Annotated in this window: 21 protein-coding genes; 11 read left to right on the forward strand and 10 right to left on the reverse strand. The window is 70.3% G+C overall.

Annotated elements, in window-relative coordinates; all coding sequences use genetic code 11:
* Positions 1-64: 64 nt before the first annotated feature.
* Positions 65-2,272, forward strand: coding sequence for a SpoIIE family protein phosphatase (locus KUF83_RS15100; RefSeq protein WP_217455174.1), 2,208 nt, complete (start codon positions 65-67; stop codon positions 2,270-2,272).
* Here the strand turns inward: KUF83_RS15100 and KUF83_RS15105 are convergent.
* Positions 2,185-3,312 (reverse strand): AI-2E family transporter, encoded by a 1,128-nt coding sequence (locus KUF83_RS15105; RefSeq protein WP_217455175.1) that lies wholly within the window; start codon positions 3,310-3,312, stop codon positions 2,185-2,187. The genes KUF83_RS15100 and KUF83_RS15105 overlap by 88 nt on opposite strands.
* A gap of 212 nt (positions 3,313-3,524) precedes the next feature.
* On the opposite strand from KUF83_RS15105, the gene KUF83_RS15110 reads away from it, so the two are divergent.
* Positions 3,525-4,469, forward strand: coding sequence for a Bro-N domain-containing protein (locus KUF83_RS15110; protein ID WP_217455176.1), 945 nt, complete (start codon positions 3,525-3,527; stop codon positions 4,467-4,469).
* A gap of 162 nt (positions 4,470-4,631) precedes the next feature.
* On the opposite strand, the gene KUF83_RS15115 is transcribed toward KUF83_RS15110, so the two are convergent.
* Both KUF83_RS15115 and KUF83_RS15120 read right to left on the reverse strand, forming a co-directional pair.
* Entirely contained in the window at positions 4,632-5,603 is a 972-nt protein-coding gene (locus KUF83_RS15115) for a pirin family protein (RefSeq protein ID WP_217455177.1), read from the reverse strand.
* A 137-nt stretch (positions 5,604-5,740) separates the two neighbouring features.
* Complete coding sequence (locus KUF83_RS15120) at positions 5,741-6,241, reverse strand: SseB family protein (RefSeq protein WP_217455178.1); 501 nt, start codon at positions 6,239-6,241, stop codon at positions 5,741-5,743.
* A 276-nt stretch (positions 6,242-6,517) separates the two neighbouring features.
* Here KUF83_RS15120 and KUF83_RS15125 point away from each other — a divergent pair, with 276 nt between their 5' ends.
* The 4 genes from KUF83_RS15125 to KUF83_RS15140 all read left to right on the forward strand — a co-directional run bounded on the left by KUF83_RS15125 (position 6,518) and on the right by KUF83_RS15140 (position 11,053).
* On the forward strand, positions 6,518-8,344 hold the full coding sequence (locus tag KUF83_RS15125) for an acyl-CoA dehydrogenase (RefSeq protein WP_217455179.1): 1,827 nt from the start codon (positions 6,518-6,520) through the stop codon (positions 8,342-8,344).
* 199 nt (positions 8,345-8,543) lie between these two features.
* Positions 8,544-9,842 carry a M18 family aminopeptidase gene (locus KUF83_RS15130; protein WP_217455180.1) on the forward strand — a complete coding sequence of 433 codons (1,299 nt, stop codon included), beginning with the start codon at positions 8,544-8,546 and terminating at the stop codon, positions 9,840-9,842.
* Between the two features lie 112 nt (positions 9,843-9,954).
* Positions 9,955-10,203 (forward strand): hypothetical protein, encoded by a 249-nt coding sequence (locus tag KUF83_RS15135; protein ID WP_217455181.1) that lies wholly within the window; start codon positions 9,955-9,957, stop codon positions 10,201-10,203.
* Between the two features lie 355 nt (positions 10,204-10,558).
* Positions 10,559-11,053: an LURP-one-related/scramblase family protein gene (locus KUF83_RS15140; RefSeq protein ID WP_217455182.1), complete on the forward strand. Its 495-nt coding sequence runs from the start codon at positions 10,559-10,561 to the stop codon at positions 11,051-11,053.
* 53 nt (positions 11,054-11,106) lie between these two features.
* Here KUF83_RS15140 and KUF83_RS15145 read toward each other — a convergent pair whose 3' ends face one another.
* Positions 11,107-11,967: a carbon-nitrogen family hydrolase gene (locus tag KUF83_RS15145; RefSeq protein ID WP_217455183.1), complete on the reverse strand. Its 861-nt coding sequence runs from the start codon at positions 11,965-11,967 to the stop codon at positions 11,107-11,109.
* Between the two features lie 155 nt (positions 11,968-12,122).
* On the opposite strand from KUF83_RS15145, the gene KUF83_RS15150 reads away from it, so the two are divergent.
* Positions 12,123-12,947, forward strand: a complete 825-nt coding sequence (locus KUF83_RS15150; RefSeq protein ID WP_217455184.1) for a maleylpyruvate isomerase family mycothiol-dependent enzyme — start codon at positions 12,123-12,125, stop codon at positions 12,945-12,947.
* A gap of 174 nt (positions 12,948-13,121) precedes the next feature.
* On the opposite strand, the gene KUF83_RS15155 is transcribed toward KUF83_RS15150, so the two are convergent.
* Together KUF83_RS15155 and KUF83_RS15160 are read right to left on the reverse strand one after the other, a co-directional pair.
* Positions 13,122-14,432: a nitrate/nitrite transporter gene (locus KUF83_RS15155; protein WP_217455185.1), complete on the reverse strand. Its 1,311-nt coding sequence runs from the start codon at positions 14,430-14,432 to the stop codon at positions 13,122-13,124.
* Complete coding sequence (locus KUF83_RS15160) at positions 14,429-15,127, reverse strand: GntR family transcriptional regulator (RefSeq protein ID WP_217455186.1); 699 nt, start codon at positions 15,125-15,127, stop codon at positions 14,429-14,431. The genes KUF83_RS15155 and KUF83_RS15160 overlap by 4 nt, the downstream gene beginning before the upstream one ends.
* Before the next feature lie 202 nt (positions 15,128-15,329).
* On the opposite strand from KUF83_RS15160, the gene KUF83_RS15165 reads away from it, so the two are divergent.
* Entirely contained in the window at positions 15,330-16,226 is an 897-nt protein-coding gene (locus KUF83_RS15165) for a D-alanyl-D-alanine carboxypeptidase family protein (RefSeq protein ID WP_217455187.1), read from the forward strand.
* 166 nt (positions 16,227-16,392) lie between these two features.
* Here KUF83_RS15165 and KUF83_RS15170 read toward each other — a convergent pair whose 3' ends face one another.
* Genes KUF83_RS15170 through pdhA form a run of 3 tightly spaced genes read right to left on the reverse strand, consistent with a single transcriptional unit; the run spans position 16,393 to position 20,025 of the window.
* Positions 16,393-17,865 (reverse strand): dihydrolipoamide acetyltransferase family protein, encoded by a 1,473-nt coding sequence (locus KUF83_RS15170; RefSeq protein WP_217455188.1) that lies wholly within the window; start codon positions 17,863-17,865, stop codon positions 16,393-16,395.
* A 10-nt stretch (positions 17,866-17,875) separates the two neighbouring features.
* On the reverse strand, positions 17,876-18,856 hold the full coding sequence (locus tag KUF83_RS15175; protein WP_217455189.1) for an alpha-ketoacid dehydrogenase subunit beta: 981 nt from the start codon (positions 18,854-18,856) through the stop codon (positions 17,876-17,878).
* Between the two features lie 2 nt (positions 18,857-18,858).
* Complete coding sequence (pdhA, locus tag KUF83_RS15180; protein WP_217455190.1) at positions 18,859-20,025, reverse strand: pyruvate dehydrogenase (acetyl-transferring) E1 component subunit alpha; 1,167 nt, start codon at positions 20,023-20,025, stop codon at positions 18,859-18,861.
* 409 nt (positions 20,026-20,434) lie between these two features.
* On the opposite strand from pdhA, the gene KUF83_RS15185 reads away from it, so the two are divergent.
* From KUF83_RS15185 to KUF83_RS15195, 3 genes are all read left to right on the forward strand, one after another.
* Positions 20,435-21,094: a response regulator transcription factor gene (locus KUF83_RS15185; protein WP_217455191.1), complete on the forward strand. Its 660-nt coding sequence runs from the start codon at positions 20,435-20,437 to the stop codon at positions 21,092-21,094.
* A gap of 151 nt (positions 21,095-21,245) precedes the next feature.
* Positions 21,246-21,668, forward strand: coding sequence for a pyridoxamine 5'-phosphate oxidase family protein (locus KUF83_RS15190; protein WP_217455192.1), 423 nt, complete (start codon positions 21,246-21,248; stop codon positions 21,666-21,668).
* A gap of 45 nt (positions 21,669-21,713) precedes the next feature.
* A complete protein-coding gene (locus KUF83_RS15195) occupies positions 21,714-22,739 on the forward strand; it encodes a phosphotransferase (RefSeq protein ID WP_217455193.1) in 1,026 nt (341 codons plus the stop codon).
* A 111-nt stretch (positions 22,740-22,850) separates the two neighbouring features.
* Here the strand turns inward: KUF83_RS15195 and KUF83_RS15200 are convergent, their stop codons facing one another.
* On the reverse strand, positions 22,851-24,398 hold the full coding sequence (locus KUF83_RS15200) for a protein kinase (RefSeq protein WP_217455194.1): 1,548 nt from the start codon (positions 24,396-24,398) through the stop codon (positions 22,851-22,853).
* Between the last annotated feature and the right edge of the window lie 304 nt (positions 24,399-24,702).

Consider the following 24,702-nt stretch of genomic DNA (forward strand, 5'->3'; position numbering starts at 1 on the left):
GCGCCCACCCCCGCCTCACCTGCCTCAGTGGCACCCTTCGTTCACCTCTTCATACAGTGGGTCAATGCGCATCGGTGATCCCCTTCCCTCTGTAGGGGACGTCCTCGCCACTCTGTCCACCGGTCTGTGGAGGTGGGACGACGCCGCCGGGAAGGTCACCCTCGACGCCGAGGCCTCCCGGCTCCTCGGCCTGCCCGCGGAGGCGGCCGTACTGACGGAGGCGGGCGTACGGGCCCGTTTCCATCCCGTCGACTGGAACGAGGTCAACGGGGTCGTCCAGCTCGCCGCCGCCGAGGGCACGCTCGCCGAGCTGCGCCTTCGGGTGATGGACGAGCAGGGCCATGTGATCCGGACCGTGCGCAGCCGCTCCAAGCCGTCCTTCGACCCGGGCACCGGCTCGTACCAGCTGATCGGCACCCTCCAGGAGGTCACCGAGCAGCCTCCGGGGGCCGCCGCGCGCACACCGGTCACCGGCGACTGGAGACGCTCGCGCGAGGCGTTCCTGCTGGACGCGGGACGCGCGCTGGCCGAGGCACGGTCCACGGAGGAGGTGCTGCGGGTCGCCGCCGGCCTGTCGATGCCCGGGTTCTCGCCGGACGGGCTGGCCGTCTTCGGCGCGGAGGGCGACCGGCTCACGGTCATCGGCCACCACGGGCACCAGCCCGGGGACGAGGAACCCTTCACCCATATGCCGCTGGACACGGACTATCCGGCCGCCGAGGTCGTCCGCGCGGGCCGTGCCGTCTATCTCTCCTCGCCCGACCACTACCGCGACCGCTATCCGGCCGCCTGGCCGCTAGCCCAGCAGTTCGGCCGCCAGTCCTGGGCGTTCCTGCCGCTGACGTTCGCGGGGCGCACGATGGGCGCGTGGATGGCGGCCTTCACGTATCCGGTCACCTTCACGCCCGACGAGCGCTCCGTGCTGACGACCGTGGCGCGGATGCTGGCCCAGGCCCTCTCGCGGGCCGGGGTCGCCGAGTCCGAGCGAGAGCTCACGGACGGCCTCCAGCGCTCGATGCTGCCCACCCTCGGGCCGCAGATCCCCGGGATGAGCGTCGCGGCCCGGTACGTGCCCACGGGCGGTGGGCTCCAGGTCGGCGGCGACTGGTACGACATGATCCCGCTGCCCGGCGGCACCTCGCGGACGAGTCCGGTGGGTGGCCGCTTCGCCCTTGTCATCGGTGACGTCCAGGGTCACGACGTACGCGCCGCGGGACTGATGGGCCAGCTGCGGATAGCGCTGCGGGCGTACGCCTCCGAGGGGCACCGCCCGGACGCGGTCCTCTCGCGTGCCTCACGCTTCCTGTACGGGATCACGTACGACGAGGAGATCTCGGACCTGCGCTTCGCGACCTGCCTGTACGTCGAGGTCGACCCGGAGAGCGGCGTCCTGGAGATAGCCAGGGCCGGGCATCCCGACCCGGCGATACGCATGGCGGACGGGACCGTGCTGACCCGGACCACCGCGGGCGGGCTGCCGCTGGGGATCGACCCGGACGCCGACTATCCGACGACGCGGTTCGTGCTGGAGCACGGCGAGACGATGCTGCTGTGCACGGACGGGCTGATCGAGACCGGCGGGCACGACCTGGACACCGGATGGCTCAGGATCCGCAAGATCCTGGAGAGCCACGACGGCGACATGGAGGTGCTCGCCGACGCGCTGGTCCAGGCCGTGCACGGGCCCTCCTCGCACCACACGACCGGGCCGCTGGCGGACCGCCGTGAGGACGACATAGCGGTGCTGCTGCTGTGCCGGGCGGGTGAGGAGGGCTGCGACCCCGACGGTTCGGCGACCGAGCGGCCCGCCGTACGGCGCACCATGCTGACCGTCGCGCAGGCCGAGCCCCAGAAGGTCGCGGGGGCACGGCAGCAGCTGCGGGAGTTCCTGCACGACTGGACCTCCGCCGACCAGGTCGACTCGGCGGTACTGCTGGTCTCCGAGATGGTCACGAACGTCCTCGTCCACACGGACGCGGACGCGCTGCTCGTCGCCGAGATGACGGGCCCCGCGGGCGCCCGCCGCATGCGGATCCAGGTGACCGACGGCAGCGACGACCTGCCCCACAAGCGACAGCCCGGCGAGCTCGCGTCCTCCGGGCGGGGCCTGGTGCTGACGGAGCTGCTCGCCGACGCCTGGGGGGTGGACCCCCGGGGCGAGGGCAAGAGCATCTGGTTCGAGCTCTACGAAGAGGGGGCCGGGCCCGGCGAGGACGACGAGCCCGGGCTCCCTGAGGACTCCGCGGCCTCCACGGCCCCCGGGGACGCGTAACGCCCCCGCAGTTCCGCCACCACCCCGAACGCGGCCGCCGTCAGGGGCACCGCCAGCAGCATCCCGAGGATCCCCGCCACCGACGCGCCCGCGGTGATGGCCAGCATCACGGCCGCGGGATGCATCTGCACGGTCCGGCTCTGGACCATCGGCTGGAGCACGTGCCCCTCCAGGACCTGCACGGCCAGGACGACCCCGAGCACCCACAGCGCGATCACGAAACCCCGGTCGGCCAGCGCCACCAGGATCGCCACCGCGCCGGACAGGAAGGCGCCCAGATAGGGGATGAACGCGCCGACGAACACGAGGGCGCCCAGCCCCAGCGCGCCCGGTACCCGCAGCACGAGCAGCCCCACGGTGATGCAGACCGCGTCGATGAACGCGATGACCGTCGTCCCGCGCATGAACCCCTCGACGGCCTGGTACGCCCGTCGCGCCATCGCCTCGGCCGTGTCCCCCGCGTGCCGGGGCACCAGCGAGCGCAGCGTCCCGGCCGCCCGGTGCGAGTCCCGCAGGAAGAAGAAGACGAGCAGCAGCGCGAGGACGGCCATGGCGATGGCCTCCCCCACGACACTGATCCCGCTGATCACCCCGGACGCCGCCGTCCCGCCGAACTTGCCCAGCAGCTCCCTGGAGTTGGAGGCGAGGTCGTCGAGCGAGGTGCCGGCCGCCCCGAAGTGCTCGGACAGCGACCGGGCCGCCTGCCTGAGCGAGGCGGTGATCTCGTCACCGGTGTCGATCAGTGCGGCCACCACGATGTACGTGGCACCGCCGACGACGGCGACCACGGCGGCGCACGTCACCCCGGCCGCGATCGAACGGTTGACCTTCGCCCTCACCAGCCGCCGGTACAACGGCCCGAGCAGGGCCGTGCCGAGGAGCGCGAGCAGCACGGGCACCACGGCCGTCTTGAACTCCACGCACAGCCGCACGCCGACCACCACGACACCGGTGACCAGCAGAACGACGACGCACCAGGCGGCCACGCGGCGCACAGGTTCGGGCAGGAGCCGGGCGGACTCGGGAGGAAGGGGCTGCACGCCTCCACCTGACCATGCGTCAGTCGTGGCGGCGCGCCCCGAGGGCTGAACGGGGGAGGCACCGGATGACGGCAGCCGGACGCCCTGGTCGACGGCGTGGAGACCCGACCGACGGCAGAATCGATACCTCTGCCCCTATCGGGTGAACATCCTTGCTGTGGACATGAGTTGCCTCCCTACATGCCTACTTTCCGAGGCGGAGGTGATGCTCGATGTACGAGCAGAACAACACACAGCGGAACACGGCAGCGGCACCACGACAGGACGCGATCGACGTCAACGACTTCGTGTTCGCGGCAACGGGGGCGCGGGTGCGGAGGCTCACGTTGCCGAACGGAGACCACTGGTTCGTGGCGACAGACGTCGCCTCGGATCTCGGCTACGCAAACACACGCCAGGCACTCCAGTGGCACGTTGCAGCAGACTGCGCAAAGCGGCTGGGCGAACTTGCACCGGGTGTCTATGGAGTAGACACCTCAAGCAAACTCGCAGCTCACCGGCTACAAAAATCAATGAAGATGGTGAACATCCAAGGTCTCGTCGCACTCGTCAACGGGTGCACGAAGCCCGCGTGTGAACCCTTCAAAGCGTGGGTCGCCGAGGTAGTCGCCACCATCCAGCGCGACGGCTCCTACACCCTGGAACCGGCCCCCGTTCAGCCCGCCGCCGACGGCGCGACCGCGTACGTCATGCCCCAACGGATCGCCGACGCCATCGTGCGCCTGGAGGAGCGGAACATCCGGGCGGACGAGCTGCTGCTCGCCTTCCAGGAGGAGCGCGGCGAACTGCTGCGCCGGATCAGCCACAGCCAGGACCTGATGGCCGGGGCACTGCAGCAGATCGCCGAGGCTCTCAGGTCTCCGCAGGGCCGCCCCCCGGTCACGGAGACACCGGAACCCGAGACGACACCCCAGGACCTCCTCGCCACCTGGAAGGCGAGGAACCTCGTCGTCACGGGAGACGTCCACGCGGTGGCGGCCTATCTGGCCCCGGCACTCCTGCGGGGCGGGGCCCGGTACCGCCTGGAGGAGATCGCCACCCGTACGGGGCTGCCGCAGGAGCGGGTCCACGACTGCGTGCGGATGCTGCTGAAGCGGGGATGCGTGCGGCAGAAGGGCTGCGCTCCGGACGGGGCGCCGGTCTACGTACTGCCGTAACCCGTAGTGGCGTAACCCCGTGGTGCCGTCACCCCGTGGTGCCGTGAACGCGCCGTGCCAGGACAGAAGACAGGCCCGAAGCCGCAAAAAGTAGTTGCGGCTTCGGGCCTTGTCGTACCGTACCGGACCACGCGGGATGATCGCCGCGAAGGCCGTGAAAACCTACAGGCCGCTCTCGGACATCCCGTGCACGGCGGGAACGGTCCCCAGCCGTCCCTTCTGGAAGTCCTCGAAGGCCTGCTGGAGCTCCTCGCGGGTGTTCATCACGAACGGGCCGTAGTGCGCCATCGGCTCACGGATCGGCCGGCCGCCCAGGATGACGATCTCCAGGTCGGGCGTGTTCGCGTCCTGCTTCTCGTCCGCGCGGACGGTCAGCGAGGAACCCTCTCCGAAGACGGTCGTCTGGCCGGTGTGCACGGGCCGGCGCTCGGCGCCGACACTGCCGCGGCCCGCCATCACGTACGCGAGGGCGTTGAAGTCCTCGCGCCACGGGAGCGTGAGCTCGGCGCCGGGCGCCACGGTCGCGTGGATCATGGTGATCGGCGTGTGCGTGATGCCGGGGCCCTCGTGACCGTCCAGCTCACCGGCGATGACACGCAGGAGCGCGCCGCCGTCGGGGGTGCTGAGCAGCTGGACCGAGCCACCGCGGATGTCCTGGTAACGCGGCGCCATCATCTTGTCCGCGGCCGGCAGGTTCACCCACAGCTGGAGCCCGTGGAAGAGACCGCCCGACACGACGAGCGACTCCGGCGGAGCCTCGATGTGCAGGAGGCCCGAGCCCGCCGTCATCCACTGGGTGTCGCCGTTGGTGATGGTGCCGCCGCCACCGTTGGAGTCCTGGTGGTCGAAAACGCCGTCGATGATGTAGGTCACGGTCTCGAAGCCACGGTGGGGGTGCCAGGGAGTGCCCTTGGGCTCGCCCGGCGCGTACTCCACCTCACCCATCTGGTCCATCATGATGAACGGGTCGAGGTGGCGGTAGTTGATCCCGGCGAACGCGCGACGGACCGGGAAGCCCTCTCCCTCGAAGCCGCTGGGCGCGGTGGTCACGGTGAGCACGGGACGGGCCACGGCCTCGGCCGACGCCGCCACACGCGGCAGGGTCAGCGGGTTCTCGACGGTCACTGCAGGCATGTCGGTACCTCCTTGTGCTCCGAGTTTAGTTGAACGTAGAACTTTCTGCCACCGGGAACACAGAACGCCCGGAGGGCATTCCCTCCGGGCGTCACTCGTGGAACGGGGCGCACCGGCCGTCCGAGAAGCAACGGCGGCTAGCCGTACATGCGGCGCATCGCGAAGTCCACCATCTGCTCGACCGCCTTCGCGTCGAAGACGATGCGGTGCTCGCCCTCCATGTCGAGGACGAAGCCGTAGCCGGTGGGGAGCAGGTCGATCACCTCGGCTCCGGTGATCACGAAGTACTTGGACTCCTTGCCGGCGTACCGGCGGAGCTCCTTGAGCGAGGTGAACATCGGGATCACGGGCTGCTGGGTGTTGTGCAGTGCCAGGAAACCGGGGTTGTCGCCGCGCGGGCAGTAGACCTTGGACGTGGCGAAGACCTGCTGGAAGTCCTCGGGGGTCAGCGACCCGGTGGTGAACGCGCGCACCGCGTCCGCGAGCGACGGCGGCGACGGCTCGGGGTAGAGCGGCTGCTGCTGCTGACCGTACCCGCCGACCCCGCCGACACCACCGGGCATCTGCTGCTGCGGGGGCGGCTGGGACTGCGCGTACTGCTGCTGCCCCGGTCCCACGTTCTGGTCGTAGCCGTACATGGGGGCAAGACTACCGAGGGCATGGGGCACAAGGTCGCCGATGCCGGATTTCCTCGAACAGGTGGCGGAGTCGTGGACCCGCACCCGAGGGTGGACCCCGAAATGTAGACCCTGCTCACACTTGGGCGTTCAGGGGTTGATTCTTATTACCGACGGGTAGCATCATCGTAGCTACTAGTTGGTACGTGAACCAGATGCGCACCAGACTCGAACCAGGTACGAGGCCTCGGCACCGAGGACTCGCCACCTCCCCGATCTTTCAACGGAGCCGTCGCCATGGGGCACTACAAGTCGAATCTCCGCGACATCGAGTTCAACCTCTTCGAGGTGCTCGGGCGCGACAAGCTGTACGGCACCGGCCCGTTCGCGGAGATGGACACCGAGACCGCCAAGAGCATCCTCGAAGAGCTGACCCGCCTCTCGGAGAACGAGCTGGCGGAGTCCTTCGCGGACGCCGACCGCAACCCGCCGGTCTTCGACCCGGAGACCAACACGGCGCCCGTCCCGGCGTCCTTCAAGAAGTCCTACCAGGCCTTCATGGACTCCGAGTACTGGCGGCTCGGCCTGCCCGAGGAGATCGGCGGCACCACCGCCCCCCGCTCCCTGATCTGGGCGTACGCGGAGCTGGTGCTCGGCGCGAACCCGGCGGTCTGGATGTACTCCTCCGGCCCCGCCTTCGCGGGCATCCTCTTCGACGAGGGCAACGAGGCCCAGAAGCACATCGCGAAGATCGCCGTCGACAAGCAGTGGGGCTCCACGATGGTGCTCACCGAGCCGGACGCCGGCTCGGACGTCGGCGCCGGCCGCACCAAGGCGGTCGAGCAGGAGGACGGCTCCTGGCACATCGAGGGCGTGAAGCGGTTCATCACGTCCGGTGAGCACGACATGTCGGAGAACATCCTTCACTACGTACTCGCCCGCCCCGAGGGTGCCGGGCCCGGCACCAAGGGCCTGTCCCTCTTCCTCGTCCCGAAGTACGAGTTCGACTTCGAGACCGGCGAGCTGGGCGCCCGCAACGGCGCGTACGCGACGAACGTCGAGCACAAGATGGGCCTCAAGGCCTCCAACACCTGCGAGATGACGTTCGGCGACCGCCACCCCGCCAAGGGCTGGCTCATCGGCGACAAGCACGACGGCATCCGCCAGATGTTCCGCATCATCGAGTTCGCCCGCATGATGGTCGGCACGAAGGCGATCTCCACGCTCTCCACGGGCTACCTGAACGCCCTGGAGTACGCCAAGGAGCGCGTCCAGGGCCCCGACCTCGCGCAGTTCATGGACAAGACCGCGCCCAAGGTCACCATCACGCACCACCCGGACGTGCGCCGCTCGCTGATGACGCAGAAGGCGTACGCGGAGGGCATGCGCGCCCTCGTGCTGCACACCGCCGCACTCCAGGACGACATCCAGGTCAAGGAGGCCGAGGGCGAGGACACCTCCGTCCTGGAGGCGATGAACGACCTGCTCCTGCCCATCGTGAAGGGCTACGGCTCGGAGAAGGGCTACGAGCAGCTCGCCCAGTCGCTGCAGACCTACGGCGGCTCCGGCTTCCTGCAGGAGTACCCGATCGAGCAGTACATCCGGGACGCGAAGATCGACACGCTGTACGAGGGCACCACCGCGATCCAGGGCCAGGACTTCTTCTTCCGGAAGATCGTCCGCAACCAGGGCGCGGCGCTGAACTCGCTCGCCGAGGACATCAAGAAGTTCCTGGCGCTCGGCACCGGCGGCGAGGAGCTGTCCGGCGCCCGCGAGCACCTCGCCAAGGCGGCCGTCGAGCTGGAGGCCATCGTCGGCCTGATGCTCACCGACCTCGCGGCGACCGAGCAGGACGTCAAGAACATCTACAAGGTCGGGCTGAACACCACCCGCCTCCTGATGGCCTCGGGTGACGTCGTCGTCGGCTACCTGCTCCTGAAGGGCGCGGCCGTCGCCGCCGAGAAGCTGGAGACGGCCGCGGCGAAGGACAGGTCCTTCTACACCGGCAAGATCGCCGCGGCGAAGTTCTTCGCGGCCAACGTCCTGCCCGGCGTCACCGGCGCGCGCAAGCTCGCCGAGGCCGTCGAGCTGGACCTGATGGAGCTGGACGAGGCCGCCTTCTAGCCGACCGGCCCCGCGCGGACGAATCGGCCGACCGCACCCGGCCGGAGCCCGCGGAAACGGCCGGACGGCCCGGCCGGGGACGTGATCCGTCGCCTTCGCGGCGGATCATCCCCACCCGTCCCGCCGTCTGTACACACCTCACACGAGGGCCCGTTCCCATCCCCGGGAGCGGGCCCTCGTACGTCGTTAAGGTGAACCCATGCGCACACCCCCACGCTTCGACCGCGGCCACACCGACGACCTCATGTCCTTCCTGGCGACGAGCCCGTCCCCGTACCACGCCGTGGCGAACGCCGCCGAGCGGCTGGAGAAGGCGGGCTTCCGCCAGGTCGCGGAGACCGACGCGTGGGACGGGACCAGCGGCGGGAAGTACGTGCTGCGCGGCGGCGCGATCGTGGCCTGGTACGTGCCGGAGGGCGCCGAGCCGCACACCGCCTTCCGTATCGTCGGGGCGCACACCGACTCCCCCAACCTGCGGGTGAAGCCGCGTCCCGACAGTGGCGGGCACGGCTGGCGACAGGTCGCTGTCGAGGTCTACGGCGGGCCGCTCCTCAACTCCTGGCTCGACCGGGACCTGGGTCTGGCCGGGCGGCTGACGCTGCGGGACGGCTCGACCCGCCTCGTGAACGTCGACCGGGCTCTGCTGCGGGTGCCGCAACTCGCCATCCACCTCGACCGTTCCGTCACCGCGGAGGGTCTCAAGCTCGACAAGCAGCGGCACCTGCAGCCCATCTGGGGTCTCGGCGACGATGCGCGTGACGGCGACCTGATCCGCTTCCTGGAGCAGGAGTCGGGGATCACCGAGGGCGAGACCACCGGCTGGGACCTGATGGTCCACCCCATCGAACCGCCCGCCTACCTGGGCCGGGACCAGGAACTGCTCGCGGGCCCGCGCATGGACAACCTGCTGTCCGTGCACGCCGGTACGGCCGCGCTGGCGGCCGTGGCCACGGCCGAGGAGCCCCTGCCGTACATCCCGGTCCTCGCGGCGTTCGACCACGAGGAGAACGGCTCGCAGTCGGACACGGGCGCGGACGGGCCCCTGCTCGGCAGCGTGCTGGAACGTTCGGTCTTCGCACGCGGAGGGTCGTTCGAGGACAGGGCGCGTGCCTTCGCGGCCACGGTCTGTCTCTCCTCCGACACGGGCCACGCCGTGCACCCGAACTACGCGGAGCGCCACGACCCGACGCACCACCCGCGTGCGGGCCAGGGCCCGATCCTCAAGGTGAACGTCAACAACCGCTACGCCACGGACGGTTCGGGCCGCGCGGTGTTCGCCGCGGCCTGCGAGAAGGCCGGCGTGCCCTTCCAGACCTTCGTCTCCAACAACTCCATGCCCTGCGGCACGACCATCGGTCCCATCACCGCGGCCCGCCACGGCATCAAGACGGTCGACATCGGTGTGGCGATCCTGTCGATGCACAGCGCCCGCGAACTGTGCGGCGCGGACGACCCGTTCCTGCTGGCGAACTCGCTCGTGGCGTTCCTGGAGGGTTAGCGCCACCGGGTCCCCTGCATGGAGGGACCGGGTCCGGGTACCCGCAGTGGACCCGGGAACCGTACGGTCTCCGGGCCCGGCACGACACCGTGTGCAACAGGAGGCGACACCCATGGGCCTGGGCGGGTGCATCATTCTGATCGCCGCAGGGGCGATCCTCACGTTCGCGACCGACTGGGACATGCAGGGGGTCAACCTCGACCTGGTCGGCATCATCTTCATGATCGTCGGATTGATCGGTGTGGCGACCTTCAGCAGCATCGCCAAGCGGCGGCGGGTCGTGGTGCCGCCGACCGCACAGGTGGTCGACGACCAGCGGCGCCACAACCCCAGCGGATACAGCGACGGTTACGGCGCCTGATCGGCGTACGCCTCAACCATCCGTCCCGCGAGGACGAGCGAGTGCCGGTCCGCCCCACCGTCGGTGCGGCCGGACCGGCACGTCCGCGCTCCTGACCGGCTGTCACGCGAGCGCGTGGGCTGCGGTCATGTCCGCGTCGGACCGGCCGCCTCGCCGTATCGGGACACCGCGTCGGGCCGGACACCGCGTCATATCGGACACCGCGTCGGGCCGGCCGCCTCGTCGTACCGGTGGCCCCGTCGCACCGGTCGCCGGTCGGTCCGGCTCCCGCTTCCCGGCCTCGGCGGGAGACGGGAATCAGTCCGTCGGCCTACCGCCGGCGTTCCCGGGCCCTCGCCGGGGAAGCGCTGAAGACATGAAATTCCTCGTGCGCGACCGGATCCTGGGGATCGGTGACGACTACTGGATCGAGGACGAGCGGGGCCACAAGGCCTTCCTCGTCGACGGCAAGGCGATGCGGCTGCGGGACACCTTCGAGCTGAAGGATCCGCAGGGGCATGTCCTGATCGACATCCACAAGAAGATGCTCGCCCTGCGGGACACGATGGTCGTCGAGCGGGGCGGCGAGCCCCTGGCGACCATCCGCCGCAAGCGGCTGTCGCTGCTCCGCAACCACTACCGCGTCGTCCTCGCCGACGGCACCGAGCTCGACGTCAGCGGCAAGATCCTCGACCGGGAGTTCGTCGTCGAGTACGACGGGGAGCTGCTGGCGCACATCTCGCGGCGCTGGCTGCGGCTGCGGGAGACGTACGGCGTCGAGGTCGTACGGGAGGACGCGGATCCGGCGCTGCTGATCGCGGTCGCGGTGTGCGTCATCCACCTGGCGGAGAAGGAGAACGGGTCGGACTGACGGAGTTGTTCCGCCCCCGCCGCCCCGCCGCCCCGCCACACCGCGTCACTGCGTCACCGGCGAGGCGGCGCAACTCCCAGCAACCGGTCCTTCAGGGCCGGGAACTGTTCCCGCGTCGTACCGACCTTGGCCGGGTCGAACGACACCGTGAGGACCTCTTCCCCGGCCCCCGCCTCCGCGAGAACCTCGCCCCACGGATCGACCACGATCGAGTGACCGGCCTGCGGAACCCCCGCATGCGTCCCGGCCGTTCCACAGGCGAGCACGAACGACTGGTCCTCGACCGCCCGCGCCTGGGCGAGCAGGGTCCAGTGCGACCGGCGGCGCTCGGGCCACCCCGCGGAGACGACGAGCGTCTCGGCCCCGGCGTCGACGAGCCCGCGGAAGAGCTCGGGGAAGCGGAGGTCGTAGCAGGTGGCGAGGCCGAGCGTGGTCTGCGGCAGCCGGACGGTGACCAGCTCGGAGCCCGCGCCCATCAGCACCGCCTCGCCCTTGTCGAAGCCGAAGCGGTGGATCTTGCGGTATGCGGCGGCGAGTTCACCGGCAGGGGAGAAGACGAGAGAGGTGTTGTAGAGGGACCCGTCACCCGTGCCGGAGCCACCGCCGGAGGCGGGCGTCCCGGGACCGACCCCGTTCTGTTCGGCACCGGACGGCACACGTTCGGGGATCGACCCCGCATGCAGCCACACGCCCGCGTCGCTGGCCGCCTTGGCCATCACCTCGTACGTGGGCCCTTCGAGCGGCTCGGCCTCGGCGCCGAACGACTCGTAGGCGAAGGCTCCGGTCGTCCACAGCTCGGGCAGGATCACCAGATCGGCACCGGCCTGCTGCCGTACCAGCGAGGCGACGCGCTGCCTGCGGGCGTCCACCGATTCGCCCTCGTCCACGGCGATCTGGAGCAGAGAAGCGCGCACACTACCACCGTCCTGGCATTCGAACCGTTGATCCGGGGCCTACGATCGTCACACGAAAGCACTGCCGGGGTGCCTCACAGCAGCGTAACTTAGCGTCCCAAGACACCCGCTGCCTGTGCACTGCCCGCGCCCAACCGCCCGAGGGGTCCCGTTCCGTGAGTCTGCATCCCAGCCTTCAGTCCTACGCCGACGCCTGGACCCACTCCATCGACGCGATATCCGAGCTGGTGACGCCCCTGGTGGAGGGCGAGTGGAACCGGCGGACCCCCTGCCCGGGCTGGTCGGTGCGCGACCTCGTCTCCCACGTGATCGGCCTCGACTGCGAGATGCTGGGCGACCCCCGGCCGATCCACACGCTCCCCCGCGACCTCTACCACGTGACCAACGAGCACCAGCGGTACATGGAGATGCAGGTCGACGTCCGCCGTCACCACACCGCTCCGGAGATGACCTCCGAGCTGGAGTACACGGTCATCCGCCGCAACCGCCAGCTGCGCAACGAGTCGCGGCAGCCCGACACGCTGGTGCGCGGCCCGCTCGGCACCGAGGTCACCCTCGAAGAGTCCATGCGCAACCGGGCGTTCGACCTGTGGATCCACGAGCAGGACCTGCGCACCGCTCTCGGCCGGCCCGGCAACCTCGACTCACCGGGCGCGTACGTCGCCCGCGACGTGCTGCTCAGCAGGCTCCCGAAGGTCGTCGCCAAGGACGCGGGCGCGCCGGCGAACTCGGCGGTCGTCTTCGACGTCCACGGCCCCGTCGAGTTCCTGCGCACGGTCCGGGTCGACGCCGACGGTGTCGGTTCGATAGACGGCGCCCCCTCCCTCGGCCCGGCCGCCACCCTCGCCCTCGACTGGGAGACGTACTTCCGTCTGGCCTGCGGCCGGGTGACCCCGGAAGCGGTGTCGGACCGCCTGAAGACAGAGGGCGACCCGGAGCTGACGGCTGCGATCCTGAGGAACTTCAGCGTCACACCGTGATGTCCGGGCCGGTCCGCCTGTATTTCAGCCCCTCAGGCGTTGAGGAGCGGGGTCCGGGGCGGAGCCCCGGGTTCGGGACAAGAAGGCGCGGCGGGGGCGAGAAAGCCCACTCCGCCCGCCCTCCGCTCACGCGGTCACGCGGTCACGCGGTCACGCGGTCACGCGGTCACGCGGTCACGCCGGAACGTGCACCGTCTCCACCCGGCTGGCGACCAGCCGTTCCCGTTCCCGCCGGGCCGCCTGCTTCCGCAACCGCAGAATCTGGCTGAGGCCGAGCGCCTGCAGCACGAACACCGCGGAGAACGCGACGGTGTAGCTGCCTCCCGTGGCGTCCAGCAGCACCCCGATCGCGAACAGCGTCGTCATGGAGGCGACGAAACCACCCATGTTGGTGATGCCGGAGGCGGTGCCCTGACGCTCGGGCGGATTCGCCGGACGGGCGAAGTCGAAACCGATCATCGACGCGGGGCCGCAGGCTCCGAGGACCGCGCACAGCACGACCAGCAGCCACATCGGCGCACGGTCGGCCGGGTAGGCGAGCGTGGCGCCCCACACGGCGGCCGTCGACAGGACCGTGCCGAGGGCCAGCGGCAGCCGCGCCGCGTGGTGCCGGGCGACGATCTGCCCGTACACGAGGCCGATGAGCATGTTGGAGAGCACGACGAGCGTGAGGAGTTCGCCGGCCGTCGCCCGTGACAGGCCCTGGGCCTCTACGAGGAACGGCAGGCCCCACAGCAGCAGGAAGACCATCGCGGGGAACTGGGTCGTGAAGTGCACCCACAGCCCGAGCCGCGTCCCGGGCTCCCGCCAGGACGCCGCGATCTGGCGGCGCACGTACGCGGCGCCCCGGTGCGGGAACGGCTCCGGCTCGTGCCCCTCGGGGTGGTCCTTCAGGAACGCCAGCATCAGGGCGAGGACGACGACACCGGCGACCGAGCTGCCCGCGAACGCGGCCGTCCAGCCGACGCCGTGCAGCAGCCGGGCGATGACGAGCGTCGAGACCAGGTTGCCCGCCATGCCGACGAGCCCCGCGAGCTGCGCGACCATCGGCCCGCGCCGGGCCGGGAACCAGCGCGAGCCGAGGCGCAGCACGCTGATGAACGTCATCGCGTCACCGCACCCGAGCAGTGCGCGCGAGGCCAGCGCCGTCCCGTACGTCGGGGAGAGCGCGAAGCCCAGCTGGCCGATCGTGAACAGGACGACGCCGAGGGTCAGCACCTTCTTCGTGCCCAGCCGGTCGACCATCAGACCGACCGGTATCTGCATGCCCGCGTAGACGAGGAGCTGCAGGATCGAGAAGGTCGAGAGCGCCGAGGCGTTGACGTGGAAGCGGTCGGCGGCGTCGAGGCCCGCCACCCCCAGCGACGTGCGGAAGATGACCGCGACGAAGTAGACGGAGACGCCGACGGACCAGACCGTGACGGCTCGCCGGCCGCCCGGCGGGTCGCCGGGGAGCGTCAGCGAGGACGACGAGGACGAGCTCATCGGACGTCCCCCCGCGCCAGGTTGGAGAACCAGCTGACGTGCCGGTGGACCAGCGCGACCGCCGCTTCCGCGTCACCCGCGCGCAGCGCGTCGAGGATCTCCTGGTGCTCGCTGAGCGTCTTGGTGATCCGGTCGGGATGCGCGTGCATCACGGCGACCCCCATCCTCAACTGACGGTCGCGCAACTGGTCGTAGAGGCGGGACAGGATCTCGTTGCCCCCGCTGCGGACGATCTCGGCGTGGAAACAGCGGTCGGTGACGGCGGCGCCGGCCAGGTCTCCGGCGGCGGCCTGCTCCTGCTGCTTCGCCAGGAGTTCGGTGAGGCGCTCGATGAGCGCGGGCGAGGCCGGTACCGCCTTGCGGATCGCGTGCTCCTCGACGAGCTGCCGGGTCTCCACCACGTCCGCGATCTCCTGCGCCGAGACGGGCAGGACGAGGGCGCCCTTCTTCGGGTAGAGCCGGATCAGGCCCTCGACCTCCAGCTTGAGCAGCGCCTCGCGCACCGGTGTCCGCGAGACACCGACGGCCTCGGCCAACTCGCCCTCCGTGAGGAGCGTCCCGCCCTCGTAACGCCGCTCCAGCACGGCCCGCTTGACGTGCGCGTAGACACGCTCGGCGGCGGGCGGCTGCTTCACGGCCCGCTCGTCGGTCTGCCGGTCGGGCGCGGGTGCGGCGGGGGACGGAGCTGAAGGCATGAGCACAGCATAGATACAACATGTACGCATGGTCGCGAGTGGTCCAGGATATGGACGAGGTAAAAAGACACACCCCGGCTCGGCAACGGTGCATCTTTTTGTGCTAGTTACGTGTCTCAAGAGAAGGTGCCACTCCAAGTGGTCGCCCTCTTGGGGCATTTGGCACCTAATCGGTGCTTTCAACGTAATCGGGGTAATCGACTTGAATACCGGTATAAAGGGTATGCGGATCCGCAGAGCTGCCGGCGTGGTCCTCACCACCGGAGCCGTGCTCGCGACCGGAGCCCTCGGCACGGCGCCCGCGCAGGCCCTCACGAAGCCCACGATCGCCGCCAAGGGCGGTTTCGTGATGAACAACGGCTCGGGCACGTCGCTCTACACCAAGGCGGCGGACACGCGCCGTTCCACCGGCTCCACGACGAAGATCATGACCGCGAAGGTCGTGCTGTCGCAGCCGAACCTCAACCTGGACTCCAAGGTCACCATCCAGAAGGCGTACAGCGACTACATCGTCCGCAACAACGCCTCGTCGGCCCGTCTGATCGTCGGCGACAAGGTCACCGTCCGCCAGCTCCTGTACGGCCTGATGCTGCCGTCCGGCTGCGACGCCGCGTACGCGCTCGCCGACAAGTTCGGCGCCGGCTCGACGCGTGGCGCCCGCGTGAAGTCGTTCATCGGCAAGATGAACAAGCAGGCCAGGGACCTCGGCCTGACGAACACGAAGTTCGACTCGTTCGACGGCATCGGCAACGGCTCGAACTACTCCACGCCGCGCGACCTGACGAAGATCGCCAGCAGCGCGATGAAGAGCGCCAACTTCCGCGCGATCGTGAAGACGAAGAAGTACACGGCCAAGACCGTGACGAAGACCGGCGGCACCCGCACCATGGCGCCGTGGACCAACACCAACGGTCTGCTCAGCAGCTACACGGGTGCGATCGGGGTGAAGACCGGCTCCGGGCCGGAGGCCAAGTACTGCCTGGTCTTCGCCGCCACCCGCAACGGGAAGACGGTCATCGGCACCGTCCTCGCCTCGACGTCCATCTCCGCCCGGGAGTCGGACGCGAAGAAGCTGATGAACTACGGGTTCGCCCGATAGCTCTGTAGCCCGATGGCCCGACGGCCTGATGGCCCCGAGGGACGGACGACGGACCGCGCCGTTGTCCGCGCCCCCTTTCCGGGGGGCGCGGACAACGGCGCGGTCTTTTGCTCCGGTGAGCGCCGGGAGCCGTACGACCAGCCCCACTCACCCGCGGTCCTGCCGCCTACCCCCAGGTGATCAGCCGCTTGGGCTGCTCCAGGACCGCCGCCACGTCGGCGAGGACCTTGGAGCCGAGCTCCCCGTCGACCAGCCGGTGGTCGAAGGACAGGGCCAGCGTCGTGACCTGGCGCGGTTTGACCTTGCCCTTGTGGACCCACGGCTGCGGCTTGATGGATCCGACGGCGAGGATCGCGGACTCGCCCGGGTTGAGGATCGGCGTACCGGTGTCGACGCCGAACACGCCGACGTTGGTGATGGTCACCGTGCCGCCCTGCATGGCCGCCGGTGAGGTCTTCCCCTCGCGGGCGGTGCCGACCAGCTCCCCCAGCGCCTCGGCGAGCTGCGGCAGCGTCTTGGCGTGGGCGTCCTTGATGTTCGGGACGATCAGGCCGCGGGGGGTGGCCGCCGCGATGCCGAGGTTCACGTAGTGCTTCCGGACGATCTCCTGGTTGGCCTCGTCCCACGAGGCGTTGACGTCCGGATTGCGCCTGATGGCGACCAGCAGGGCCTTCGCGATCAGAAGCAGCGGATTCACCCGCAGCCCCTGCATGTCCTTGTCCTGCTTGAGCTCCTCGACCAGCTTCATCGTGCGCGTCACGTCGACCGTGACGAACTCGGTGACGTGCGGCGCGGTGAACGCCGAGCCGACCATCGCCGCCGCCGTCGCCTTGCGCACCCCCTTGACCGGGACCCTGGTCTCCCGCGCGCCGTCGTACGGGGCGAGCGGGGCCGGAGCCCGGTCCTGGGCGGGAGCCGGCGTGGCCGTGGGCGCCGCGGTGACCGGAGGCGCCTGGGCGGGGGCCGGGGCCACCGCCGCGTGCACGTCCTCGCGCGTGATGATGCCGTCCGGGCCGGACGGCCTGACCGCGGCCAGGTCGACCCCGAGGTCCTTGGCCAGCTTGCGCACCGGAGGCTTGGCCAGCGGACGGGCCGCCGGAGCGGCGTGGCCGTTCAGCTCGGCGTGGACCACCGCGACCGCGGCGACCGCCTCGGACTGCTGGGACGGAACGACCCTGCGGGGACGGCGCCTCGTGGAGGACTCCGCGACCCCGTACCCGACGAGGACCGGCTTGCGGCCCTCCGGCTTGGGCTTCTGCGCGGCGGCCTCGGACTCCCCGGAGGGAGCGACGGGCTCCGCCGGGGGGACCGGCGCCGGAGCGGCCGAGGCCTGCGCCTGGGGCGGGGCGGGCGGAGCGGCCGGAGCGGCTCCACCGGCCACGTCCACCGCGATGATCACCTGGCCGACGTCCACCGTCGTCCCCTCGGGAAAGCGCAGCTCGTGCACCACTCCGTCATAGGGAATCGGCAGCTCGACGGCGGCCTTGGCGGTCTCGACCTCGCAGACCACCTGACCGTCGGTGACGGTGTCGCCGGGCTGGACGTACCACTTGAGGATCTCCGCCTCGGTCAGCCCCTCGCCCACGTCGGGCATCTTGAACTCGCGCAGCCCCGAGGCGGCTTCAGTCATCGTCGTCACGACCCTCTCCTCAGTACGCCAGCGAGCGGTCGACGGTGTCGAGCACCCGGTCAAGTCCCGGCAGGTACTCCTCCTCCAGGCGCGCCGGCGGATACGGGGCGTGATAGCCCCCGACCCGCAGCACCGGCGCCTCCAGGTGGTAGAAGCACCGCTCCGTGATCCGGGCCGCGATCTCCGCGCCCGTCCCCAGGAACACCGGCGCCTCGTGCACCACGACCAGGCGGCGGGTCTTCTCGACCGAGGCCTGGAGGGAGTCGAAGTCGATCGGGGACATCGACCGCAGGTCCACCACTTCGAGGGACTTGCCCTCTTCCTGGGCGGCCGCCGCGGCCTCCTGGCAGACCTTCACCATCGGCCCGTACGCGGCCAGGGTCAGATCGGTGCCCTCGCGCACCACACGTGCCTTGTGCAGCGGGCCGGGGATCGCCTCGCGGTTGACCTCGCCCTTGTCCCAGTAACGCCGCTTCGGCTCGAAGAAGATCACCGGGTCGTCGCTGAGGATGGCCTGCTGCATCATCCAGTAGGCGTCGCTCGCGTTCGACGGGGAGACCACCTTCAGGCCCGCCACGTGCGCGAAGAGCGCCTCGGGGGACTCCGAGTGGTGCTCGACCGCGCCGATGCCGCCGCCGTACGGAATGCGGATCACGACGGGGAGCTTGATCTTGCCGAGCGCTCGCGCGTGCATCTTCGCGAGCTGCGTGACGATCTGGTCGTACGCCGGGAAGACGAACCCGTCGAACTGGATCTCGACGACCGGGCGGTAGCCGCGCAGGGCGAGGCCGATCGCGGTGCCCACGATGCCCGACTCGGCGAGCGGGGTGTCGATGACCCGCTCCTCGCCGAAGTCCTTCTGCAGGCCGTCCGTCACCCGGAAGACGCCGCCGAGCTTGCCGACGTCCTCACCCATGATCAGGACCTTGGGGTCCGCGTCGAGGGCCGTGCGCAGCGATTCGTTGATCGCCTTGGCGAGCGCCATCTTTTCCGCTGTCATCGCTACTTGCCCTCCCCTTCATCGGCGAACGACGCCTGGTAGGCCGCGAACTGGGCCCGCTCCTCGTCGACGAGCGCGTGCCCGTCCGCGTACACGTTCTCGAAGATGGCGAAGTGGTCCGGGTCCGGCATGGCGCGGACGACTTCGCGTACTCGTCTGCCCAACGCCTCGCTCTCGGCTTCGAGTTCCGCGAAAAATCCCTCGTCCGCGTGGTTTGAGTCCTCCAGATACGTGCGCAGGCGCTGGATCGGGTCCTTCGCCTCCCACGCCTGGCGCTCCTCGTCGGCCCGGTACTTGGTCGGGTCGTCCGAGGTGGTGTGGGCGCCCATGCGGTACGTGTAGGCCTCGACGAGCGTGGGGCCCTCGCCGCGGCGGGCCCGCTCCAGAGCCCACTTGGTCACGGCGAGACAGGCGAGGACGTCGTTGCCGTCGACGCGGACGCCCGGGAAGCCGTAGCCCTGCGCGCGCTGGTAGAGCGGGACGCGGGTCTGGCGCTCGGTGGGCTCGGAGATGGCCCACTGGTTGTTCTGGCAGAAGAACACGACGGGCGCGTTGTAGACGGCGGAGAAGGTGAACGATTCAGCGACGTCGCCCTGGCTGGAGGCGCCGTCCCCGAAGTACGCGATCACGGCCGAGTCGGCGCCGTCCTTGGCGATGCCCATGGCGTAGCCGGTGGCGTGCAGCGTCTGCGAGCCGATGACGATCGTGTACAGGTGGAAATTGTTGCTGTTCGGGTCCCAGCCGCCGTTGTTCACCCCTCGGAACATGCCGAGCAGGTTGGCCGGGTCCACGCCGCGGCACCAGGCGACGCCGTGCTCGCGGTAGGTGGGGAAGACGTAGTCGTCCTCCCGGGTGGCCCGTCCGGATCCGATCTGGGCGGCCTCCTGGCCGAGCAGCGAGGCCCACAGGCCCAGCTCACCCTGGCGCTGCAGGGAGGTGGCCTCGGCGTCGAAGCGTCGGGTGAGCACCATGTCGCGGTACAGCCCGCGGAGCTCTTCGGGGGTGATGTCGGCTACGTACGCGTCGTACTCGCCATTCTCGACGCGCTTGCCCTCGGGCGTCAGCAGCTGTACGAGGTCGGGCTGGGAGCCCGGCGGCTTCTTCGCAGCGGTGCGCTTGGTACCGGCGCTGCGTCGCGGCTTACGCGCGGCAGTGCTCTCCACGGTCACGTGTGCTCCTCCGTCGGTCCGGCCCCCGGGGTTGCCGGGAACTGGGTCCCCCTCGGCTCGTCGTGAGCCTGGGGGAGCGGCTCGCCTGATCTCCGTACCCGTGCACGGGGTGGGTGCCCTCGGCCGGGAACAGGCGTGACAGGTGCCCCGGCGAGCGCCCTGCAACAATCACGTTACCCAGTGCTCCACATTACTGTGAAACCCCTCCTGACCTGCGATTTTGATCGGAGTTCCAAGTACTTTCCACTCGGACTTCCACGTACTTCGCGCGAGTCGGGAACAGCTGCTGGTCACAGCACTGGTTACAGCCTTGCAGGGGGCCGGAACACCGGCACGTTATCCCGGTCACCCCGGGGACGGGAAGGGTTCCACTGGCGCGAACGGAAAGATCGTGTGTGAGACTGACTCCGTGCGCGAAGAAGGAAAAATCACTGTATTTCTTCTCGACGACCACGAAGTAGTCCGCCGGGGAGTCCATGAGCTGCTTTCGATGGAGGACGACATCGAGGTGGTCGGCGAGGCCGGTACGGCGGCCGACGCGCAGGCGCGGATTCCGGCCACGCGCCCGGACGTCGCCGTCCTGGACGTGCGTCTGCCCGACGGCAGCGGAGTCGAGGTCTGCCGCGAGATCCGCTCCCGGGACGAGTCGATCAAGTGCCTCATGCTCACCTCGTACGCCGACGACGAGGCCCTCTTCGACGCGATCATGGCGGGCGCCTCGGGTTACGTACTGAAGGCGATCCGCGGCGACGAACTGCTCTCGGCGATCCGCGACGTCGCGGCCGGCAAGTCCCTGCTCGACCCGGAGGCGACCGCCCGCGTCCTGGAGCGGCTGCGCGACGGCGGCCCCAAGGGTGACACCAGGCTCGCCAAGCTGACCGACCAGGAGCGCAAGATCCTCGACCTGATCGGCGAGGGACTCACCAATCGCGCGATCGGCGAGCGGCTGCACCTCGCCGAGAAGACGATCAAGAACTATGTCTCCAGCCTGCTGGCCAAGCTCGGCATGGAGCGACGGGCACAGGCGGCCGCCTACGTGGCCCGGCTGCAGGCGGAGAAGCAGCGCTGAGCGCCCGGGGCGTCCACGGGCCGGGTTTTCCGCGCACTACGTAGAGGTCGATCAGGGATACCCGGACCATACGGATCCGGGACCTACGTCCTGCCGCGGAAGGGCCCGGAGCCCCTGTCCCCGCCTCCTCCCGGTACCTCAGATTGGGGACATGCCGACCGACGAACAACGCGCCGCCGGCCTGCTCGGCCGCGTCGGGTACGGCCGGGTGGCGGCCAGTGCCCGCGCCCTGCCCTTCCTGGTCCCGGCCCGCCACATCGTCGCCGAGGACCGCGTTCTGCTGAGGATGCACCGGGGGCACGGCCACCACCGGGTGTGCGCGGGCAGCGTCGTCGCGTACGGCGTCGACAACCTGGACTCCGCGCGCGCGGGCGAGGAGCAGTGGTCCGTCCAGGTCGTCGGGGTGTGCGAGACCGTCGAGCCGACCGCCGCCCAGCTGGCCCGCTTCGGCCCCGGCCCGCTCCGCGTGGACGGCCTCCCTTTCGACCCGGTCTATCTGGGCATCGCGCCGCACTTCACCACCGTGCGGTCCATGGGCGTCGACCCGGAGCGCCAGGGCGGACACCGTACGTGACGTCCGTGGGGTGGAGGGCCCGTCCGGTGCCCTAACATCTGGCGCGTGCCGCGCTCATCTGTTCCGCCCGCTCCCTCCCCTGCACCCCCGTTGGGCGCCCTGCTGCGGCGGTACGCCGCCGGGACGCCGCTGGCCTGCGAACCCGTCGACCAGGGGCTGCTCAACCGCGGCTACCGGCTCGCCACCACCCGCGGCCGGTACTTCCTGAAGCACCATTTCGACCCCGAGACGGCCGATCCCGCGGCGATCGCCCGCCAGCACGACGCGACCCGGCGCCTCGCCGGCCTCGGCCTCCCGGTGGCCCCGGCGCTGACCGGAACGGACGGCCGTACGGTCGCCGTCGTCGGCGGCCACGCGTACGCGCTGCATCCCTGGATCGACGGACGTCACCGCAACGGCGCCCAGCTCACCGAGGAGCAGTGCCGTCGTCTCGGCGCCCTCCTGGGGGTCGTCCACGCGTCCCTGGAGCGGGTGATGCCGCCGCGGCGGGCCGAGGAGCGGGCCGAGAGCGCCGACCCGGCGGACACCTTCGCCCTCATCGACGACCTGCTCGCCCGGGTACGCCGCCACCGCCCGGCGGACGCCTTCGACGAGCTGGCCGAACGCCGTCTCCTGGAGCGTCGGGACCTGCTGGAACGGCACGCGGACGCACGGCCCCCGCAGGGCGGCTCGGTGGGCTGGGTGCACGGGGACTTCCACCCCTTCAACGTGCTCTACAAGGGAGGCACCCCCGCCGCGATCGTCGACTGGGACCGGCTCGGCGTCCAGCCGCAGGCCGAGGAGGCGGTGCGCGCGGCGGTGATCTTCTTCGTACGCCCCGCCGGCACGCTCGACCTGGCGAAGGTACGGGCCTACGCGCGCGCGTACCGCCGCTCCGCGCGGGCCGCCCCGTCCGAGCTGTCGGCCGCCGTGCACCGGGTGTGGTGGGAGCGGCTCAACGACTTCTGGATGCTGCGCTGGCACTACGAGCGCGGGGACACCCGTGCCGACCCGCAGTTCCCGGCGGCCTCGGCACTGGCGGTGTGGTGGACGCGGCGGTACGACGCGGTGAGCGAGGCCTTCGTGGGGTGACCCGCCGCCGAGAAAACGGCGGACACGACCGGCACACCACACACACGCGCGCGGGGAGCCCGGAATCGGGCTCCCCGCGCGCGTGGGACGTTCAGGGAAGGGACGGGCGGGTCAGCCCTCCTCCTCGGGCTCCCCCGTGCCGCCACCGCTGCCCTCAGGTTCCGACGTGTCCGGAGAGGACGGAGTCGTCTCCGGGTCCGTCGGCTTGGACGCTGTCGGCGTCGGGGTCGGCTTGTCCGAGGGTTCGGTCTGCGAGGGCGAGGGGGTGAAGCTCGGCGACGGCTTGTACGTCGGCGTGAAGTCCGAGTTGCCGCCCGTGCTCGTGCCGTCGTCCGTCGCGTCGCCCGTCTCCTCGTCCGACGCGCTCTCGCTCGGAGTGGTCTCCTTCTCCGACTGCGAGGTGGCCGGCGACTTGGTCGTGTCGCTCCCGCCGCCGCCGTCACCGCCGCCGCCGTTCAGCGCCAGCGCCACCCCGGCCGCGATCGCGACCACCGCGAGGACGGCCAGGATCCACAGCTTGCCGCGGCCGCTGCCCCGGTTGCCGTGCCCCTCGAAGCCACCGTCGTCGCCGCCTCCGCCCCGGCCCGGGGGCAGCATCGGCGAGGGGATCTGGGTGGTGCCCGAGTCGCCGGGGTGCGGCAGCCCGGAGCCCGCGAGGCCCATGGCCGGAGTGCTGAGGCCCTCGTGCGCCTGCACGGGACCGGTGTTCCAGGTGCCGGTGTGGCCGCCCTGGTCGTACAGCATCTGCAGCCCGTACTGGGTGAGCCCGCGCATCTCCTCCGCGGTCTGGAACCGGTCGTCCGGCTCCTTCGCGAGCGAGCGCATGACCAGACCGTCGAGCTCGGGCGGCACCCCGTCCGAGACCTCGGAGGGCGGCACCGGGATGTCCTGGACGTGCTGGTAGACCACCGACAGCGGCGTCTCGCCGGTGAACGGCGGCCGCAGCGCGAGCAGTTCGTAGAGCAGACAGCCCGTCGCGTACAGGTCGCTGCGGTGGTCGACGGCCTTGCCGAGCGCCTGCTCCGGGGAGAGGTACTGGGGCGTGCCCATGACCATGCCGGTTTGAGTCATCGTCGACTGGGCGCCGTGCAGGGCGCGCGCGATGCCGAAGTCCATCACCTTCACCGCACCGGTGTTGGTGATGATCACGTTCGCGGGCTTGATGTCCCGGTGGACGATGCCGTGCTGATGCGAATAGGCAAGCGCTTCCAGCACACCGGAGACGATGATGAGTGCCTGCTCGGGTCCCGGTGCCTCGGCGTTGATGAGGAGGTCACGGATCGTGCGGCCCTCGACGAGCTCCATGACGATGTACGGGACGACCTGGTGGCCGACCACGTCCTCGCCGGAGTCGTAGACCGCCACCACCGCATGGTGGTTGAGGCCCGCGACCGACTGGGCCTCGCGCGTGAAGCGGGCCTTCGAGACGGGGTCTTCCGCCAGGTCGGAGCGGAGCAGCTTGACCGCGACGGTCCGCCCCAGACGGACGTCCTCCGCCGCGAACACCTCGGCCATGCCGCCCCGGCCGAGTCTGTGCGTCAGCCGATACCGGCCATCTCCGACCAGTCCGCCGTTACCCCACAACTCCGGCGCATCTGACATACCGCCGCCAGTCGCCTCGGGGTCGGACGGGCCCTGAGCGCGCTGCTGCTGTGCCATCAGTCCTCGCCGTCGTTTCTGTCCGCACCGGTCGAAGTACGCGCGGTGGTTGTTACGGTCTCCGTCGGGCCACGCTACAGCCTCTGCGCGAAACGCCGGTCCGGGATGGACGGGCCATGGAACCCGCAGCCGGTCCGCGGGTGCAAATCCTGTGTACCGGCGGTAGGGCACCTGTAACGCTTCCGCGACTCTTCTTTCGCGTACGGTCACGGAACGGGCACCGAGCTTGACGTGTCGGTGCCCTCCGGCAGACTTGGCCGGAATAACACCAGAGATCACCGGCCGCGGGAGCCACACCAGCAGC

The sequence above is a fragment of the Streptomyces sp. BV286 genome (assembly GCF_019090165.1).
GTDB lineage: Bacteria > Actinomycetota > Actinomycetes > Streptomycetales > Streptomycetaceae > Streptomyces.

Coding starts and splice junctions, on each gene's coding strand:
- KUF83_RS15175 (WP_217455189.1), bottom strand. CDS start 18,856: ATGACAGCGGAAAAGATGGCGCTCGCCAAGGCGATCAACGAATCGCTG.
- KUF83_RS15135 (WP_217455181.1), top strand. CDS start 9,955: ATGGGCCTGGGCGGGTGCATCATTCTGATCGCCGCAGGGGCGATCCTC.
- KUF83_RS15140 (WP_217455182.1), top strand. CDS start 10,559: ATGAAATTCCTCGTGCGCGACCGGATCCTGGGGATCGGTGACGACTAC.
- KUF83_RS15155 (WP_217455185.1), bottom strand. CDS start 14,432: ATGAGCTCGTCCTCGTCGTCCTCGCTGACGCTCCCCGGCGACCCGCCG.
- KUF83_RS15120 (WP_217455178.1), bottom strand. CDS start 6,241: ATGTACGGCTACGACCAGAACGTGGGACCGGGGCAGCAGCAGTACGCG.
- KUF83_RS15160 (WP_217455186.1), bottom strand. CDS start 15,127: ATGCCTTCAGCTCCGTCCCCCGCCGCACCCGCGCCCGACCGGCAGACC.
- KUF83_RS15110 (WP_217455176.1), top strand. CDS start 3,525: ATGTACGAGCAGAACAACACACAGCGGAACACGGCAGCGGCACCACGA.
- KUF83_RS15200 (WP_217455194.1), bottom strand. CDS start 24,398: ATGGCACAGCAGCAGCGCGCTCAGGGCCCGTCCGACCCCGAGGCGACT.
- KUF83_RS15100 (WP_217455174.1), top strand. CDS start 65: ATGCGCATCGGTGATCCCCTTCCCTCTGTAGGGGACGTCCTCGCCACT.
- KUF83_RS15130 (WP_217455180.1), top strand. CDS start 8,544: ATGCGCACACCCCCACGCTTCGACCGCGGCCACACCGACGACCTCATG.
- KUF83_RS15115 (WP_217455177.1), bottom strand. CDS start 5,603: ATGCCTGCAGTGACCGTCGAGAACCCGCTGACCCTGCCGCGTGTGGCG.
- KUF83_RS15125 (WP_217455179.1), top strand. CDS start 6,518: ATGGGGCACTACAAGTCGAATCTCCGCGACATCGAGTTCAACCTCTTC.
- KUF83_RS15190 (WP_217455192.1), top strand. CDS start 21,246: ATGCCGACCGACGAACAACGCGCCGCCGGCCTGCTCGGCCGCGTCGGG.